The following is a 13,869-nucleotide window of genomic DNA, read 5'->3' on the forward strand; positions in this document are numbered from 1 at the left end:
CTTTCGTGGCTTTCGGGCTTCACAGCGGCGGTTGCGGCGGTACACTCCGCGCCAAAGAGCGGCGTCGATCCCCCCTGAAACGAGGTAAACAGCCATGCGAGTCCTGCTCGTGGAAGACCACCTGCAACTGGCCGAAAGTATCGCCCAGGCGCTCAAGAGCACCGGCCTGACCGTGGATGTGCTGCACGATGGGGTGGCGGCCGACCTGGCCCTGGGCAGCGAGGAGTACGCCGTGGCGATCCTTGATGTCGGCCTGCCGCGCATGGATGGTTTCGAAGTGCTGGCGCGCCTGCGGGCCCGTGGCAAGAACCTGCCGGTGCTCATGCTGACCGCCCGCAGCGACGTCAAGGATCGGGTCCACGGCCTGAACCTGGGGGCCGACGATTACCTGGCCAAGCCCTTCGAGCTGACCGAGCTGGAGGCTCGGGTCAAGGCCCTGTTGCGCCGCAGCGTGCTGGGGGGCGAGCGCCAGCAGCGTTGCGGAGTGCTGGCCTATGACCTGGACACCCGGCGTTTCACCCTGGGCGAGGAATTGCTGACCCTGACTTCCCGCGAACAGGCGGTACTCGAAGCCTTGATCGCCCGCCCTGGCCGGGTCATGAGCAAGGAGCAACTGGCCTCCCAGGTGTTCGGCCTGGACGAAGAGGCCAGCCCCGACGCCATCGAGATCTACGTGCACCGCCTGCGCAAGAAGCTCGACGGCCATGCGGTGGCCATCGTCACCTTCCGCGGCCTGGGCTACCTGCTGGAAAGCCGCGATGCATAAGCCCAGCAGCCTGCGCTGGCGCTTGCTGTGGAACCTCGCGCTGCTGCTGGTGGTGCTGATGCTGGCCAGCGGCCTGAGCGCCTACTGGAACGGTCGCGAGGCCGCCGATACCGCCTATGACCGGACCTTGCTGGCGTCGGCGCGAACCATTGCCGCCGGCTTGTCCCAGCGCGATGGCAGCCTGAGTGCCAACGTGCCTTATGTGGCGCTGGACACCTTTGCCTACGACAGCGCCGGGCGCATCTACTACCAGGTCAACGACATCCATCAAAAACTGATTTCCGGTTATGAGAACCTGCCCGGGCCGCCGCCCGGCACCCCGCGAACCGATGACTACCCGGCCCTGGCGCGCTTCTACGATGCTCGCTACCAGGGCCAGAACGTACGGGTGGTGAGCCTGCTCAAGGCGGTCAGCGAGCCGAACATGAACGGCATGGCGGAAATCCGCGTGGCGGAGACCGACGAGGCGCGGGTGGCCATGGCCCGCAGCCTGATGGCCGATACCCTCCTGCGCCTGGGCATGCTGGCCATCGGCGCCCTGGTGCTGGTGTGGTTTGCGGTGAGTGCGGCCTTGCGCCCCCTGGAACGCCTGCGCGGGGCGGTGGAAGAACGCCAGCCGGACGACCTGCGGCCGCTGCCTCTGGTCTCGGTGCAGCGCGAACTGTGGCCGCTGGTACGTGCCTTGAACCATTTCACCGAGCGCCTGCGCGGGCAATTCGAGCGCCAGGCGCAGTTCATCGCCGAGGCCGCCCATGAGTTGCGCACCCCGCTGGCCGCGCTCAAGGCCCGCCTGGAGCTGGGCTTGCGCGCAAGTGAGCCGGATACCTGGCGCGCCACGCTGGAAAGTGCGGCCCAGGGCACCGACCGCCTGACCCACCTGGCCAATCAGTTGCTGTCCCTGGCCCGGGTGGAAAACGGCGCCCGGGCGATCGCCGAGGGTGGGGCGCAGTTGCTCGATCTCAGTCAACTGGCCCGGGAACTGGGCATGGCCATGGCGCCTCTGGCCCATGCCCGGGGCGTGGCCCTGGCCCTGGAGGCCGACGAACCGGTATGGCTCAGGGGCGAACCAACCCTGCTCAATGAACTGCTCAGCAACTTGGTGGACAACGCCCTGGCCCATACTCCGCCGGGTGGCAATGTGGTGCTGCGGGTGTCACCGCCCGGGGTGCTGGAGGTGGAAGACGATGGGCCGGGCATTCCCCTGGAAGACCGTGACCGGGTCTTCGAGCGCTTCTACCGGCGCAATCAGCAGGGTGCGGGTTCGGGCCTGGGACTGGCGATCGTCGGTGAGATCTGTAGGGCGCACCTGGCGCAGATCAGCCTGCACGATGGCGAGCCGTCGGGGCTGAAGGTGCGGGTGAGCTTTACGGCCGGCTAGGGAATGCTCAATAGAGCATGGAGCGGGATTCTTCCAGATCCAGGCACATGGCCTTGTTGTCCGGGTCTATCCCCAGCTTCTTGAAGGCCGGCACGCTGAAGGCGTCGATCCGCGACAGCGGATGCTCGGTGTTCTTGTGGCAGTACAGGGTCGCCACCTGGACCAGGTCGACGTAGTCGATCCGGCTCGACTGGCGGCTGAAGTCCAGGTATTGCCCGGGGATCTGCACCAGTTGCTCGGGGAACTCCCAGACCCGTAGCAGCTTGTCTCCCAGCAACGGGTGGATGCGCTCGATCACGTGATTGAGGCTGACCGGGTCGGAGAGCAGTTCGTAGTGGTCTTCGGCGTAGGTAAGAATCGGCAGCACGCCGATCTGGTGCACCAGGCCGCCCAGGGCCGCCTGGTCCGGCTTGAGCTGGCTGTAGCTGCGGCACAGCGCATAACTGACCCCGGCCACCTCCAGGCTGCGGCGCCAGACATCGCGCATTTTCTGTTCCACCACTTCGGAGCGGGCGTTGAAGATTTGCTCCATCACCAGGCCGATGGCCAGGTTGCTGCTGTAGTTGACCCCCAGGCGGGTGATTGCCGTGTGCAGGTCGGTGACTTCCTGGGCCGCCCGTAGCAAGGGGCTGTTGACCACCTTGATCAGCCGCGCCGACAACGCGGTATCGCGGCCTATCACCTTGCTCAGGGTACTGACGCTGATTTCCGGGTCTTCGGCGGCCTGGCGAATCTGCAGGGCCACCTCCGGCAGGGTTGGCAGAACCAGGTCATCGTTGTCGATGGCCCCCAGCAAATCCTGTTGGACCTTTTGCGCCAGCTCAGTCATGTAAATTCTCTAGGGTGTTGCAAAAAAGGCAGGCGATCAGCGCTGGATCTCGCGGTCGCGATCCAGCTGGTACGGCAGGTCCAGCAGTTGCAGGGTTGGCCCTTCGAGTGTTTCCAGGTGCAGTTCGCCCCCTTCCACCGCTTCGGCCTGCAGCACGGCCAGCAGTTCCACGCCCTGCTGCGCCCGGGCGGCCAGGACCACTTCGCCAATGGCGCTGTTGTGGCTGGGAGCGAACAGCGCAGTGCCAGGAACGGGGAGGGCGTCGCCAGGTAGAGCGAGGCGGTACAGGCGGCGCTTGAGCTTGCCCAGGTACTGCATGCGAGCGACGATTTCCTGGCCGGTGTAGCAGCCTTTCTTGAAGCTGACGCCGCCAACGGCCTGCAGGTTGAGCATCTGTGGAATGAACAGTTCACGGGTCTCGGGCATCACTTGGCCGAGGCCGGCGCGGACTTGCCCCAGCAGCCACTGGTTCAGCTCGCCCTCGGGCAGTTGCGTGGCCAGGTGCTGGCGCAGGCTGGCGGCGCGCTCGGCCGGCACCCAGAGTTCTGCGCGCTGGCCGGATACGCGCAAGGCGATCAGGCCATCGGCGCGGGCCACGGCGCCGTCTTCCTCGGGCAGCTCAAGGCCCAGGCCGTTCAGGGCTGCCTGGGCATCGGCCAGGCCGAAACGCGCCCAACTGACGCTTTCGTCGGCAAGCTTGGCCTTGGAGAACACCGCGTACTTCTTCAGGTCCGCCAGTTGCGGCTCGATCAGCTCGCGGGCCATGGCCAGCAGGCAGCCGTCGCCTTCCAGGAGGATGCGGAAGCTCGATTGCATGCGGCCTTTCTGATTGCAGCGGGCACCGAGGCTGGACTGGCTGTCACTGAGGTAATTGAGGTTGCAGGTCAACTGACCCTGAAGGAATTTGCTGGCGTCAGGCCCGCGGACAGCGAGCACGCCTTCGTGGGAGAGGGGGCAGAAAAATGCGGAGTCAGCCATGGTTCATCGCAGGGTAAAAAGTCTGGAGCACATCATAAGGGGGCGCCCCTGAAATGGATAGTTCACAAAGGATGGGTGGCCACCGACCAAAGCCGACTGTTCTCGTCTCCCCCGGGCTGTATACTTGCGCTCTATTTGAGGAGCGCTCCATGGTTGAAGATGTTGAACTGAATCGCCTCTACTGGCACAGCCGCCGCGGCATGCTTGAGCTGGACGTGTTGCTGGTGCCGTTCGTCAGGGAGGTGTACCCGCATCTCAATGAGACCGACCGCGAGTGCTATCGCAAGCTGCTGGAGTGCGAGGATCAGGACATGTTTGGCTGGTTCATGGAGCGCAGCGAGTCCGAGGACCCCGAGCTGCAGCGCATGGTCCGCATGATTCTGGACCGTGTCCAACCCAAGTAGGTTGTTCGAATGCCGCTGGCGTGCCTCACGGCAACTGCTGGCGGCCTACCTGCTGGCCCAGGCGTTCGCCCTGGGCGCGTTTTTCCTGCTGGATCTTCCGTCTGTCGCCAGGCTTGTGGGGCTAGGGTTGTGCCTGCTGCACGCCGGCTGGGTGTTGCCGCGGCAGATTCTCTTGAGCCATCCACGGGCCTTCACCGGGTTGCGCCATTCGCCCGAAGGCTGGCAGCTGTGGAGTCGATCCGAGGGGTGGCAGGCCGTGCAGTTGCGCCCCGACAGCCTGGCGCTGCCATTGATCGTGGTGCTGCGTTTTCGGTTGCGGGGGGAGCGCTGGGTGCGCTCTGTCTGTGTGCCGCGGGACGCGCAGGCCGCCGACCAACATCGGCGCCTGCGGCTGCGGCTCAAGTTCAGCCGGCGTAGGTGGGCGGCACCAGAATAGTGTCCCGGGCCTCGGGCAGCATCTGCGGGTAGTCCAGGGTGTAGTGCAGGCCGCGGCTCTCCTTGCGCTCCATGGCCGAGAGAATCATCAGCTCGGCCACCTGGGCCAGGTTGCGCAGCTCGATCAGGTCACGGCTGACCTTGTAGTTGCTGTAGAACTCGTCGATCTCGTCCAGCAGCAGGCGCACCCGGTGCTGGGCCCGCTGCAGGCGCTTGTTGGTGCGCACTATGCCCACGTAGTCCCACATGAACCGCCGCAACTCGTCCCAGTTGTGCGCAATGATCACGTCTTCATCGGAATCGGTGACCTGGCTGGCATCCCAGGCGGGCAGGGCGATGGGGATCGACACCTGGGGCAGTTGCCGAAGAATATCGGCCGCCGCCGAACGGGCGTAGACGAAGCATTCCAGCAGCGAGTTGCTGGCCATCCGGTTGGCGCCGTGCAGGCCGGTGAAGCTGGTTTCGCCAATGGCGTACAGGCCCGGCACGTCGGTGCGGCCCTGTTGGTCCACCATCACCCCTCCGCAGGTGTAGTGCGCGGCCGGCACCACCGGGATCGGCTGCCGGGTGATATCGATGGAAAACTCCAGGCAACGCTCGTAAACGGTGGGGAAGTGGCTCTTGATGAAGGCTTCCGGCTTGTGGCTGATGTCCAGGTACACACAGTCGATGCCCAGGCGCTTCATTTCATGGTCGATGGCTCGGGCCACGATGTCCCGTGGTGCCAGCTCGGCCCGCGGGTCGAAGCGCGGCATGAAGCGTTCGCCGTTGGGCAGCTTGAGGTGGGCGCCTTCGCCACGCAGGGCTTCGGTAATCAGGAAGCTCTTGGCCAGTGGGTGATACAGGCAGGTGGGGTGGAACTGGTTGAATTCCAGGTTGGCCACCCGGCAGCCCGAGCGCCAGGCCATGGCGATACCGTCACCGCAGGCACTGTCGGGGTTGCTGGTATAGAGGTAGACCTTGGCTGCGCCGCCGGAGGCGAGGATCACGAAGCGTGCGCCAAAGGTGTCGACCTGGCCGGTGCTGCGGTTGAGCACGTAGGCTCCCAGGCAGCGGTCGCCTTCCAGCCCCAGGCGTTTTTCGGTGATCAGGTCGACGGCGACCCGTTGTTCCAGCAATTCGATATTGGGGTGTTGCCGAGCCTGGGCCAGCAGGGTCTTGAAAATGGCCGCACCGGTGGCATCCGCCGCGTGGATGATCCGCCGGTGGCTGTGGCCGCCCTCGCGGGTCAGGTGGAATTCGAAGCCACTGTCGTCGCTGCTGGAGTCTTCGTCGCGGGTAAAGGGCACGCCCTGGTCGATCAGCCACTGGATGGCCTCGCGGCTGTGTTCCACGGTAAAGCGCACCGCATCCTCGTGGCATAGGCCGCCACCGGCATTGAGGGTGTCATCGACGTGGGATTCTACGGTGTCGGTATCATCCAGCACGGCCGCGACGCCGCCCTGGGCCCTGAATGTCGAGCCGTTGGCGAGGTCGCCTTTGCTCAAGACGGCAATACGCAGGTGGCTGGGCAGGGTCAGGGCCAGGCTCAAGCCGGCGGCACCGCTGCCAATCACCAGAACATCGTGTTGAAACTGTTGGCTCATTTGAAGGATTCCGCTCAAAGCGACCCGTGAAGGGGTTGGCGCAAGACGCCTGAATCGGCAAGTCAAAGCAGCCACACAGCCCACTAGTATATAGAGGGGGGGATCGGCACAATAGTCGCGCCTTCATGGCATTGTGCGACTTCACCGAGCAAAAGCGTTGCTCTCGGTCAGTCCGATATTCGGAGCATCCCAGCCTCTGGAGCGGCTGATCGACGACATAGGGCGGTTTTTCTTGCCACCGTTACACAATCTTCGTCCGGCGCAGCTATAAAGATTGGGAACTTTTGCCAAGGCCCCAAACTCAATAGAAGGTTGCCTGAAAGAAGGGACAGCGTCGGTTATATCCAAGGTTTACAGTGTGTCCCTTGTGACAGAATTCGACGACAGGATTATTCGCGCAGCCGGCCTTGCCCGTGCTGCGTTTTTCGTGCGTGCCGGATCAGAGCCCGCAGGAAACTTGCTTGGAGGGGGAGAACTTTTGCGAAAAGCCCGAGTCTATGTTTGCAAGCCTGATCGTTTAGTGATGCAAGCCTCCTCCGAGCTTATCGAGGAGTGTTCATGCTAACCCAGGAAGAGGATCAGCAGCTGGTCGAGCGCGTTCAGCGTGGCGACAAGCGAGCGTTCGATCTGCTCGTGCTGAAGTACCAGCACAAAATTCTCGGGTTGATCGTGCGTTTCGTGCACGACACCCATGAAGCCCAGGATGTTGCACAAGAAGCCTTTATCAAGGCTTACCGTGCGCTAGGTAATTTTCGGGGTGACAGCGCGTTCTACACGTGGCTGTACCGTATCGCCATCAACACGGCGAAAAACTATCTGGTTTCACGCGGCCGCAGGCCGCCAGATAGCGATGTAAGTTCTGAGGATGCGGAGTTCTATGACGGCGATCATGGCCTGAAGGATCTCGAATCGCCGGAACGTGCATTGCTGCGGGATGAGATCGAAGGCACCGTCCATCGAACCATTCAGCAACTACCGGAAGATTTGCGTACGGCCTTAACTTTACGTGAATTCGATGGTCTGAGTTACGAGGACATTGCCAGCGTCATGCAGTGTCCGGTGGGTACCGTGCGCTCCCGGATTTTCCGCGCTCGGGAAGCCATCGATAAAGCCCTGCAGCCGTTGTTGCAGGAAACCTGAGACAGCGGCGACAGCCAAGAGAGGAACCGCCATGAGTCGTGAAGCCCTGCAGGAATCGCTGTCCGCGGTGATGGATAACGAAGCGGACGAACTGGAATTGCGTCGGGTGTTGAATGCCGTCGACGAAGTGGAAACCCGTGAGACCTGGGCCCGTTATCAAATCGCCCGGGCAGCCATGCACAAGGAGTTGCTGCTTCCGCGTCTGGACATCGCCGCTGCCGTTTCTGCAGCTCTGGCTGATGAGGCCGTGCCGGCCAAAGCCTCCCGCGGACCTTGGCGCAGCCTGGGCCGTCTGGCAGTAGCTGCCTCGGTGACCGTGGCCGTGCTGGCGGGTGTTCGCCTGTACAACCAGGACGAGATCGCGGGTGTCGAACTGGCACAGCAAGCCGGCCAGCCCACCCTGGCGACTCCGCAAGTCAAAGGGCCGGCGGTATTGGCCGGCTACAATGAAAGCTCGGAAGCCACTGGCCCCATGGCCAATGGCGTACTGCAAGGGCAGCCAGGCTGGCACGATCAGCGTCTGCCAAGCTACCTGCGCCAGCATGCCCAGCAAGCCGCGCTCAAAGGCACTGAAAGCGCTCTGCCTTACGCCCGTGCGGCAAGTCTGGAAAACCGCTAAGGAGGATCATGCGCGCCATACCTCTACTAACGCTTCTGCTCAGTGGCTGGTTTGTGGTTCCAGCCCATGCCGACGAAGCCCAGGACTGGTTGCAGCGTCTTGGGCAAGCGGAACAGCAGCAAAGCTTTCAGGGCACTTTCGTTTACGAGCGTAACGGTAGTTTTTCTACCCATAACATCTGGCATCGTGTCCAGGATGGAAAGGTGCGTGAGCGGTTGATCCAGCTCGATGGGGCTGCTCAACAAGAGGTGGTGCGTGTCGATGGCCGTACCCAATGCGTCAGTGGCGAGTTGGTGGCAGGGTTGGGGGATTCCCCGGACGGTGCCGCCCGAGCCCTGGACCCGCAAAAACTCAAGAATTGGTACAGCCTTGCCGTTATCGGCAAGTCGCGCGTGGCCGGTCGCCAGGCGGTGATCGTTTCGGTCACGCCCAAGGATCAGCATCGCTACGGTTTCGAACTGCACCTGGATCAAGAGACCGGGCTGCCGCTCAAGTCCTTGTTGCTCAACGACAAGGGGCAGTTGCTGGAGCGCTTCCAGTTCACTCGCCTGGATACCGCGGATGTGCCTGATGACGTCGAGTTGCGTCCCAGCGCGGGTTGCAAGCCAGTGTCTTTGGATAGCGACAAGGCCTCGGCGGTCAAGGCTGTCCAAACCTGGCATTCCGACTGGCTGCCTCCCGGCTTCGAATTGACCAGCAGCAGTGCCCGCAAGGATCCGGAAACCAAATCCATGGTCAACAGCCTGCTGTATGACGATGGCCTTGCGCGCTTCTCGGTGTTTCTCGAGCCGCTCAACGGCGCGACGGTCACCGATACCCGCACCCAGCTCGGACCTACGGTGGCTGTATCACGCCGCCTGACTACTCCAGAGGGCGAGATGATGGTCACGGTGGTCGGGGAGATCCCCATTGGTACTGCTGAGCGTATTGCGCTGTCGATGCGTTCCGATGCTACTGCCAAGCAATGAGCCTTTGTTGGTTGTGTAAGAGGTCAGTGATGCCCACTCCACAATTGAGAAGATGAAATGTTTGGTCAGCAATTTCATTTGCAAAATTCCCGGAGTTTTTCTATAGGTCAGAACCCCCTCGGTTCTGACCTTATTTGTCGTTCCTGGAACAAAGATGCCGCCCCTGCAGTTTCGGTATTTGCTGTTCCATATCGCTTAACCACGCTCGTCGTAACGGGAGCCGTATGTCGATACCACGCTTGAAGTCCTACTTCACCATTCTTGCCACCGTGCTGGTGCTTGGGCAGGCCGTTTCTGCCCAGGCGGCCGAGCTACCTGATTTCACCCAACTGGTCGAGCAGGCCTCGCCTGCGGTAGTGAACATCAGTACCACGCAGAAACTGCCGGATCGCCGGGTTTCCAACTCGGCGCAGATGCCCGACCTCGAAGGCCTGCCGCCAATGCTGCGCGAGTTCTTCGAACGGGGCATGCCCCAGCAACGCTCTCCGCGCGGGGATCGTCAGCGCGAAGCGCAGTCGCTGGGTTCCGGGTTCATCATCTCCGCGGACGGCTACATCCTCACCAACAACCACGTGATTGCCGATGCGGACGAAATTCTTGTGCGTCTGGCCGATCGCAGTGAACTGAAAGCCAAGCTGATCGGTACCGATCCACGCTCCGACGTGGCGCTGCTGAAAATCGACGGCAAAGACCTGCCGGTGCTGAAACTGGGCAAATCCCAGGACCTCAAGGCCGGCCAGTGGGTGGTGGCCATCGGCTCGCCGTTCGGCTTCGACCATACCGTGACCCAGGGTATCGTCAGTGCCATCGGTCGCAGCCTGCCGAACGAAAACTACGTGCCGTTCATCCAGACCGACGTGCCGATCAACCCGGGCAACTCTGGTGGCCCGCTGTTCAACCTGGCGGGTGAAGTGGTGGGGATCAACTCGCAGATCTACACCCGCTCCGGTGGTTTCATGGGGGTGTCTTTCGCCATCCCGATCGATGTGGCGATGGACGTTTCCAACCAGCTGAAAACCGGTGGCAAAGTCAGCCGTGGCTGGCTTGGCGTGGTGATCCAGGAGGTCAACAAGGACCTGGCTGAATCTTTCGGCCTGGAGAAACCAGCCGGCGCGCTGGTGGCACAGATCCAGGATGATGGCCCGGCGGCCAAGGGTGGCCTGCAAGTGGGTGACGTGATCCTAAGCCTCAATGGCCAGCCCATCGTCATGTCAGCCGACCTGCCGCACCTGGTAGGCGCGCTGAAGGCCGGGGCCAAGGCCAATCTGGAAGTGATCCGCGACGGCAAGCGCAAGAATGTCGAGCTGACCGTCGGCGCTATTCCTGAAGAAGACAAAGACCTGAGCATGCTGCCCAAGTCGGGTGTCGAGCGCAGCAGCAACCGTCTGGGTGTCGCGGTGGTCGAGCTCAACGATGAGCAGAAGAAAGCCTTCGACCTAAAGGGTGGTGTAGTCATCAAGGAAGTCCAGGACGGTCCTGCGGCGCTGATCGGCCTGCAGCCGGGCGACGTGATCACTCACCTGAACAATCAGGCGATCACCTCGGCGAAGGAGTTCACTGAAATCGCCAAGGCATTGCCGAAGAACCGCTCGGTCTCCATGCGGGTACTGCGTCAGGGTCGAGCCAGCTTCATCACCTTCAAGCTGGCCGAGTAATTCGCCAGCCCCTGAGGTTGCACAATAAAAAGCCCGCCTCGTAAGAGGCGGGCTTTTTTGTGGCTGGCATCAATGTCAGCGCATCATGTCCTTGACCATCTGTTCCTGGTCCATCATCTCGCGCTGGCGAGCGTCGATCCTCGACGACAGGGGGAAGTTGCTGCCGGCCCGACGCTTGGCGAAGTCCAGCTGCTGGATGGCCTGGCGATAGTCACCCACTAGGGCGAAGTACTCGGCCCGGGCCTGGTGCAGGCCGATGATATTGCCCGACAGGCCGCGGGTTTCCGCCACCAGGTACCAGACATCCGGGTCGTCCGGGCGGCTTTTCAGCAGGCCTTCCAGGGCCTTTTCGGCATCGGCCGGGCGGTTCTGCTTGAGCAGCAGGTCCACGCGGATCTGGTTCAAGGGGTAATTGCCTGGGTACAGGTTGAGCATCCTTTCGACCCGAGTCTGCGCGTCCGGCAGGCGGCTGTTGGCCATGTCCAGTTCGATCTGAGCCAGGTTGTAGGTCACGTCGTTGGGCGACTTGGCCAGCAGGGGCTTGAGGTTTTCCCGTGCTTCGTTCCACTGGCTGCCCTTGATCTGGGCGATGGCCAGGCCGTAGCGGGCGATGTCGTTCTTGGGGTTCTCATCGAGCTGCGCGCGAAAGCGCTTGGCGGCCAGCCCTGGCGATTCCTCATAGGTCAGTTGCACCCGGGCGCGGATCAACTGGTAGCGCAGGCTGTCTTCGGTGCCGCCTTGCCTGGCCTGTTCGGCACGGTTTCGGGTGTCGGCGATCCGCGATTCGGTCACCGGGTGAGTCAGGAGAAATTCCGGCGGCTTGGCATCGAAGCGGTACTGGCGCATCAGGCGTTCGAACATGGTGGGCATCGAGCGCGGGTCGTAGCCGGCCTTTTCCAGGTTGAGGATGCCGATGCGGTCGGCTTCCTGCTCGTTCTGCCGGGAGAAGCGCCGCTGTTCCTGGATGGCCGCGGCCTGGGTGCCGGCGATGGTGGCGATCCCCGCGTCCCCGGCGCCAGCGGCGGCAATCACGATCCCGGCCAGCAGGGCGGCCATCATCGGCACCTGCATGCGCTGCTGGGCTTCGACCCCTCGGGCGAAGTGGCGCTGGGAAAGGTGCGCCAGTTCGTGTGCCAGCACCGAGGCGTACTCGCCTTCGGTCTGGGCATTGAGGAACAGCCCGCCATTGACCCCGATGATTCCCCCGGGAGCGGCGAAGGCGTTGAGCTGCGGGCTGTTGATCAGGATGAACTCCAGGCGCCGGTCGTTGACCTGGCTGGTCTCCACCAGTTTGTAGACGCTGGTTTCGACATAGTCCTTGAGTTGCGGGTCGTTGAGCTGCGAAACCTGGCTGCGCAGCAACGCCAGCCAGGCACGGCCCAGTTGGTATTCCTGTTGCGGAGAGACAATGGCTGAACTGGCATCACCGAGTGACGGCAGGTCGTCGGCGAAGCCCGGTGAGGCGAGCAGGCAAGCGAGCGTCAGCAGGGTAGGGCGCAATACATTCATGCACAAAGCCTTAATCGACAAAGGCTCTACTGTAGCTGGACACCTGGCCGGGGACCAGACAAAGGCAGTGAAAACTCTGAGGATAAAAAGTGCTTTTGGGTGGATTCCGGCGTCTATCTGATCGTGGTATCGGCAGGGCGCAGCAGTGCTCTGGTGTCGGGCTTCTTTATTGCCGGCAGGCCTGGCTTGCAGGGTATTCTAGACGCCTTGAATTGATGATCGGAGTAACCCAATGACCGATGTTGTCGCCCATGATGCCGAGCTGGACGCCAGCGGCCTGAACTGCCCGCTGCCGCTGCTCAAGGCCAAGATGGAACTCAATCGCCTGGCCAGTGGCGCGGTACTCAAGGTCATTGCCACCGATGCTGGCTCCCAGCGTGACTTCCGCACTTTCGCCCGCCTGGCCGGTCATACCCTGCTGCGCGAAGAGGACGAGGCCGGGGTGTATCGCTACTGGTTGAAAAAGGCTTGAGTGCAGTCTGCCCTTGAGGGCCTTCATCTAAGGAACATCGATGTTCAAAGTGCTACGTGACTGGATTCAGCGCTACTTCTCGGATGAAGAGGCGGTGGTGCTGGCCGTTCTGCTGTTTCTGGCCTTCACTGCCGTCCTGACCCTGGGCGGCATGCTCGCGCCGGTGCTGGCTGGGATGGTCCTGGCCTACCTGATGCAGGGGCTGGTGGTGAGCCTGGAGCGGCTGCGCCTGCCTGGCGGGGCGGCCGTGGGGCTGGTGTTCGCCCTGTTCATGGGGCTGCTGCTGGTGTTCATCCTGGTGGTGGTGCCCTTGCTCTGGCATCAGTTGATCACCCTGTTCAACGAGCTGCCGGGCATGCTCGCCAAGTGGCAGTCGCTGTTGCTGCTGTTGCCCGAGCGCTACCCGCACCTTGTGTCCGACGAGCAGGTGCTGCAGGCCATCGAAGTGGCCCGGGGCGAGATCGGCAAGTTTGGCCAGTGGGCGCTGACCTTCTCCCTCTCCAGCCTGCCCTTGCTGGTGAACATCATGATCTACCTGGTACTGGTGCCGATCCTGGTGTTCTTCTTCCTCAAGGATCGGGCGATGATCAGCCGTTGGGTGATCAGCTATCTGCCCCGCGAGCGTACGCTGATTACTCGCGTGGCCCATGAAATGAACCGGCAGATCGCCAACTACATTCGCGGCAAGGTCATCGAGATCGTCATCTGTGGCGGGGTGACCTACATCGCCTTCGTCGCCCTGGGCCTGAACTACGCGGCCCTGCTGGCTCTGCTGGTGGGGATCTCGGTGGTGGTGCCCTATGTCGGCGCCGTGGTGGTAACGGTACCGGTGGCGCTGATTGCGCTGTTCCAGTGGGGCTGGAGCGACCAGTTCATCTACCTGATGGCGGTCTACGGGATCATCCAGACCCTGGATGGCAACGTGCTGGTGCCGCTGCTGTTCTCCGGCGCGGTGAACCTGCACCCGGTGGCGATCATCTGTGCGGTGCTGCTGTTTGGCGGGCTGTGGGGGTTCTGGGGGATATTCTTTGCGATTCCCCTGGCTACCCTGTTCAAGGCAGTGCTGGATGCCTGGCCCAGGAAGGACCCGGTGGTGGCGCCTTTACTCTAGGTACGCGGGGCGGCTGATT

14 protein-coding genes are annotated in these 13,869 nt (G+C 62.6%); 10 read left to right on the forward strand and 4 right to left on the reverse strand.

The window, feature by feature from the left end; translation table 11 throughout:
* Positions 1-94 precede the first annotated feature (94 nt).
* Both KCG88_RS15715 and KCG88_RS15720 read left to right on the forward strand, forming a co-directional pair.
* The gene (locus tag KCG88_RS15715) at positions 95-766 is read left to right on the forward strand and encodes a response regulator (protein WP_011059781.1); all 672 of its coding nucleotides are present in this window, start codon (positions 95-97) and stop codon (positions 764-766) included.
* Positions 759-2,144, forward strand: coding sequence for a sensor histidine kinase (locus KCG88_RS15720; protein WP_047335962.1), 1,386 nt, complete (start codon positions 759-761; stop codon positions 2,142-2,144). Before KCG88_RS15715 ends, KCG88_RS15720 begins: the two co-directional genes overlap by 8 nt.
* A 7-nt stretch (positions 2,145-2,151) precedes the next feature.
* Here the strand turns inward: KCG88_RS15720 and KCG88_RS15725 are convergent, their stop codons facing one another.
* Together KCG88_RS15725 and KCG88_RS15730 are read right to left on the reverse strand one after the other, a co-directional pair.
* Entirely contained in the window at positions 2,152-2,973 is an 822-nt protein-coding gene (locus KCG88_RS15725; protein WP_210712694.1) for an HDOD domain-containing protein, read from the reverse strand.
* A 36-nt stretch (positions 2,974-3,009) separates the two neighbouring features.
* Positions 3,010-3,951 carry a folate-binding protein YgfZ gene (locus tag KCG88_RS15730; RefSeq protein WP_210712695.1) on the reverse strand — a complete coding sequence of 314 codons (942 nt, stop codon included), beginning with the start codon at positions 3,949-3,951 and terminating at the stop codon, positions 3,010-3,012.
* Positions 3,952-4,100: 149 nt separating this feature from the next.
* Here KCG88_RS15730 and KCG88_RS15735 point away from each other — a divergent pair, with 149 nt between their 5' ends.
* Both KCG88_RS15735 and KCG88_RS15740 read left to right on the forward strand, forming a co-directional pair.
* Entirely contained in the window at positions 4,101-4,355 is a 255-nt protein-coding gene (locus KCG88_RS15735) for a succinate dehydrogenase assembly factor 2 (protein WP_011059785.1), read from the forward strand.
* Positions 4,339-4,791 (forward strand): protein YgfX, encoded by a 453-nt coding sequence (locus KCG88_RS15740; RefSeq protein WP_047284331.1) that lies wholly within the window; start codon positions 4,339-4,341, stop codon positions 4,789-4,791. The genes KCG88_RS15735 and KCG88_RS15740 overlap by 17 nt, the downstream gene beginning before the upstream one ends.
* Here KCG88_RS15740 and nadB read toward each other — a convergent pair.
* Positions 4,760-6,376, reverse strand: coding sequence for an L-aspartate oxidase (gene nadB, locus KCG88_RS15745; RefSeq protein WP_011059787.1), 1,617 nt, complete (start codon positions 6,374-6,376; stop codon positions 4,760-4,762). The genes KCG88_RS15740 and nadB overlap by 32 nt on opposite strands.
* A gap of 558 nt (positions 6,377-6,934) precedes the next feature.
* On the opposite strand from nadB, the gene rpoE reads away from it, so the two are divergent.
* The 4 genes from rpoE to KCG88_RS15765 all read left to right on the forward strand — a co-directional run bounded on the left by rpoE (position 6,935) and on the right by KCG88_RS15765 (position 10,758).
* Entirely contained in the window at positions 6,935-7,516 is a 582-nt protein-coding gene (gene rpoE, locus KCG88_RS15750) for an RNA polymerase sigma factor RpoE (RefSeq protein ID WP_007930230.1), read from the forward strand.
* A 31-nt stretch (positions 7,517-7,547) separates the two neighbouring features.
* Positions 7,548-8,135, forward strand: coding sequence for an anti sigma-E factor RseA C-terminal domain-containing protein (locus tag KCG88_RS15755; protein ID WP_047284332.1), 588 nt, complete (start codon positions 7,548-7,550; stop codon positions 8,133-8,135).
* An 8-nt stretch (positions 8,136-8,143) separates the two neighbouring features.
* Entirely contained in the window at positions 8,144-9,103 is a 960-nt protein-coding gene (locus KCG88_RS15760; RefSeq protein ID WP_047284333.1) for a MucB/RseB C-terminal domain-containing protein, read from the forward strand.
* A gap of 224 nt (positions 9,104-9,327) precedes the next feature.
* Positions 9,328-10,758, forward strand: coding sequence for a DegQ family serine endoprotease (locus tag KCG88_RS15765; RefSeq protein WP_047284334.1), 1,431 nt, complete (start codon positions 9,328-9,330; stop codon positions 10,756-10,758).
* Positions 10,759-10,833: 75 nt separating this feature from the next.
* Here KCG88_RS15765 and KCG88_RS15770 read toward each other — a convergent pair whose 3' ends face one another.
* A complete protein-coding gene (locus KCG88_RS15770) occupies positions 10,834-12,267 on the reverse strand; it encodes a M48 family metalloprotease (RefSeq protein WP_011059791.1) in 1,434 nt (477 codons plus the stop codon).
* A 232-nt stretch (positions 12,268-12,499) separates the two neighbouring features.
* Between KCG88_RS15770 and KCG88_RS15775 the strand changes: the two genes are divergently transcribed.
* A complete protein-coding gene (locus tag KCG88_RS15775) occupies positions 12,500-12,739 on the forward strand; it encodes a sulfurtransferase TusA family protein (RefSeq protein WP_011059792.1) in 240 nt (79 codons plus the stop codon).
* A gap of 40 nt (positions 12,740-12,779) precedes the next feature.
* Entirely contained in the window at positions 12,780-13,850 is a 1,071-nt protein-coding gene (locus KCG88_RS15780) for an AI-2E family transporter (protein ID WP_047284335.1), read from the forward strand.
* Positions 13,851-13,869: the final 19 nt, after the last annotated feature.

Source organism: Pseudomonas sp. MWU349 (assembly GCF_017947325.1).
Classification (GTDB): Bacteria; Pseudomonadota; Gammaproteobacteria; order Pseudomonadales; family Pseudomonadaceae; genus Aquipseudomonas; species Aquipseudomonas protegens.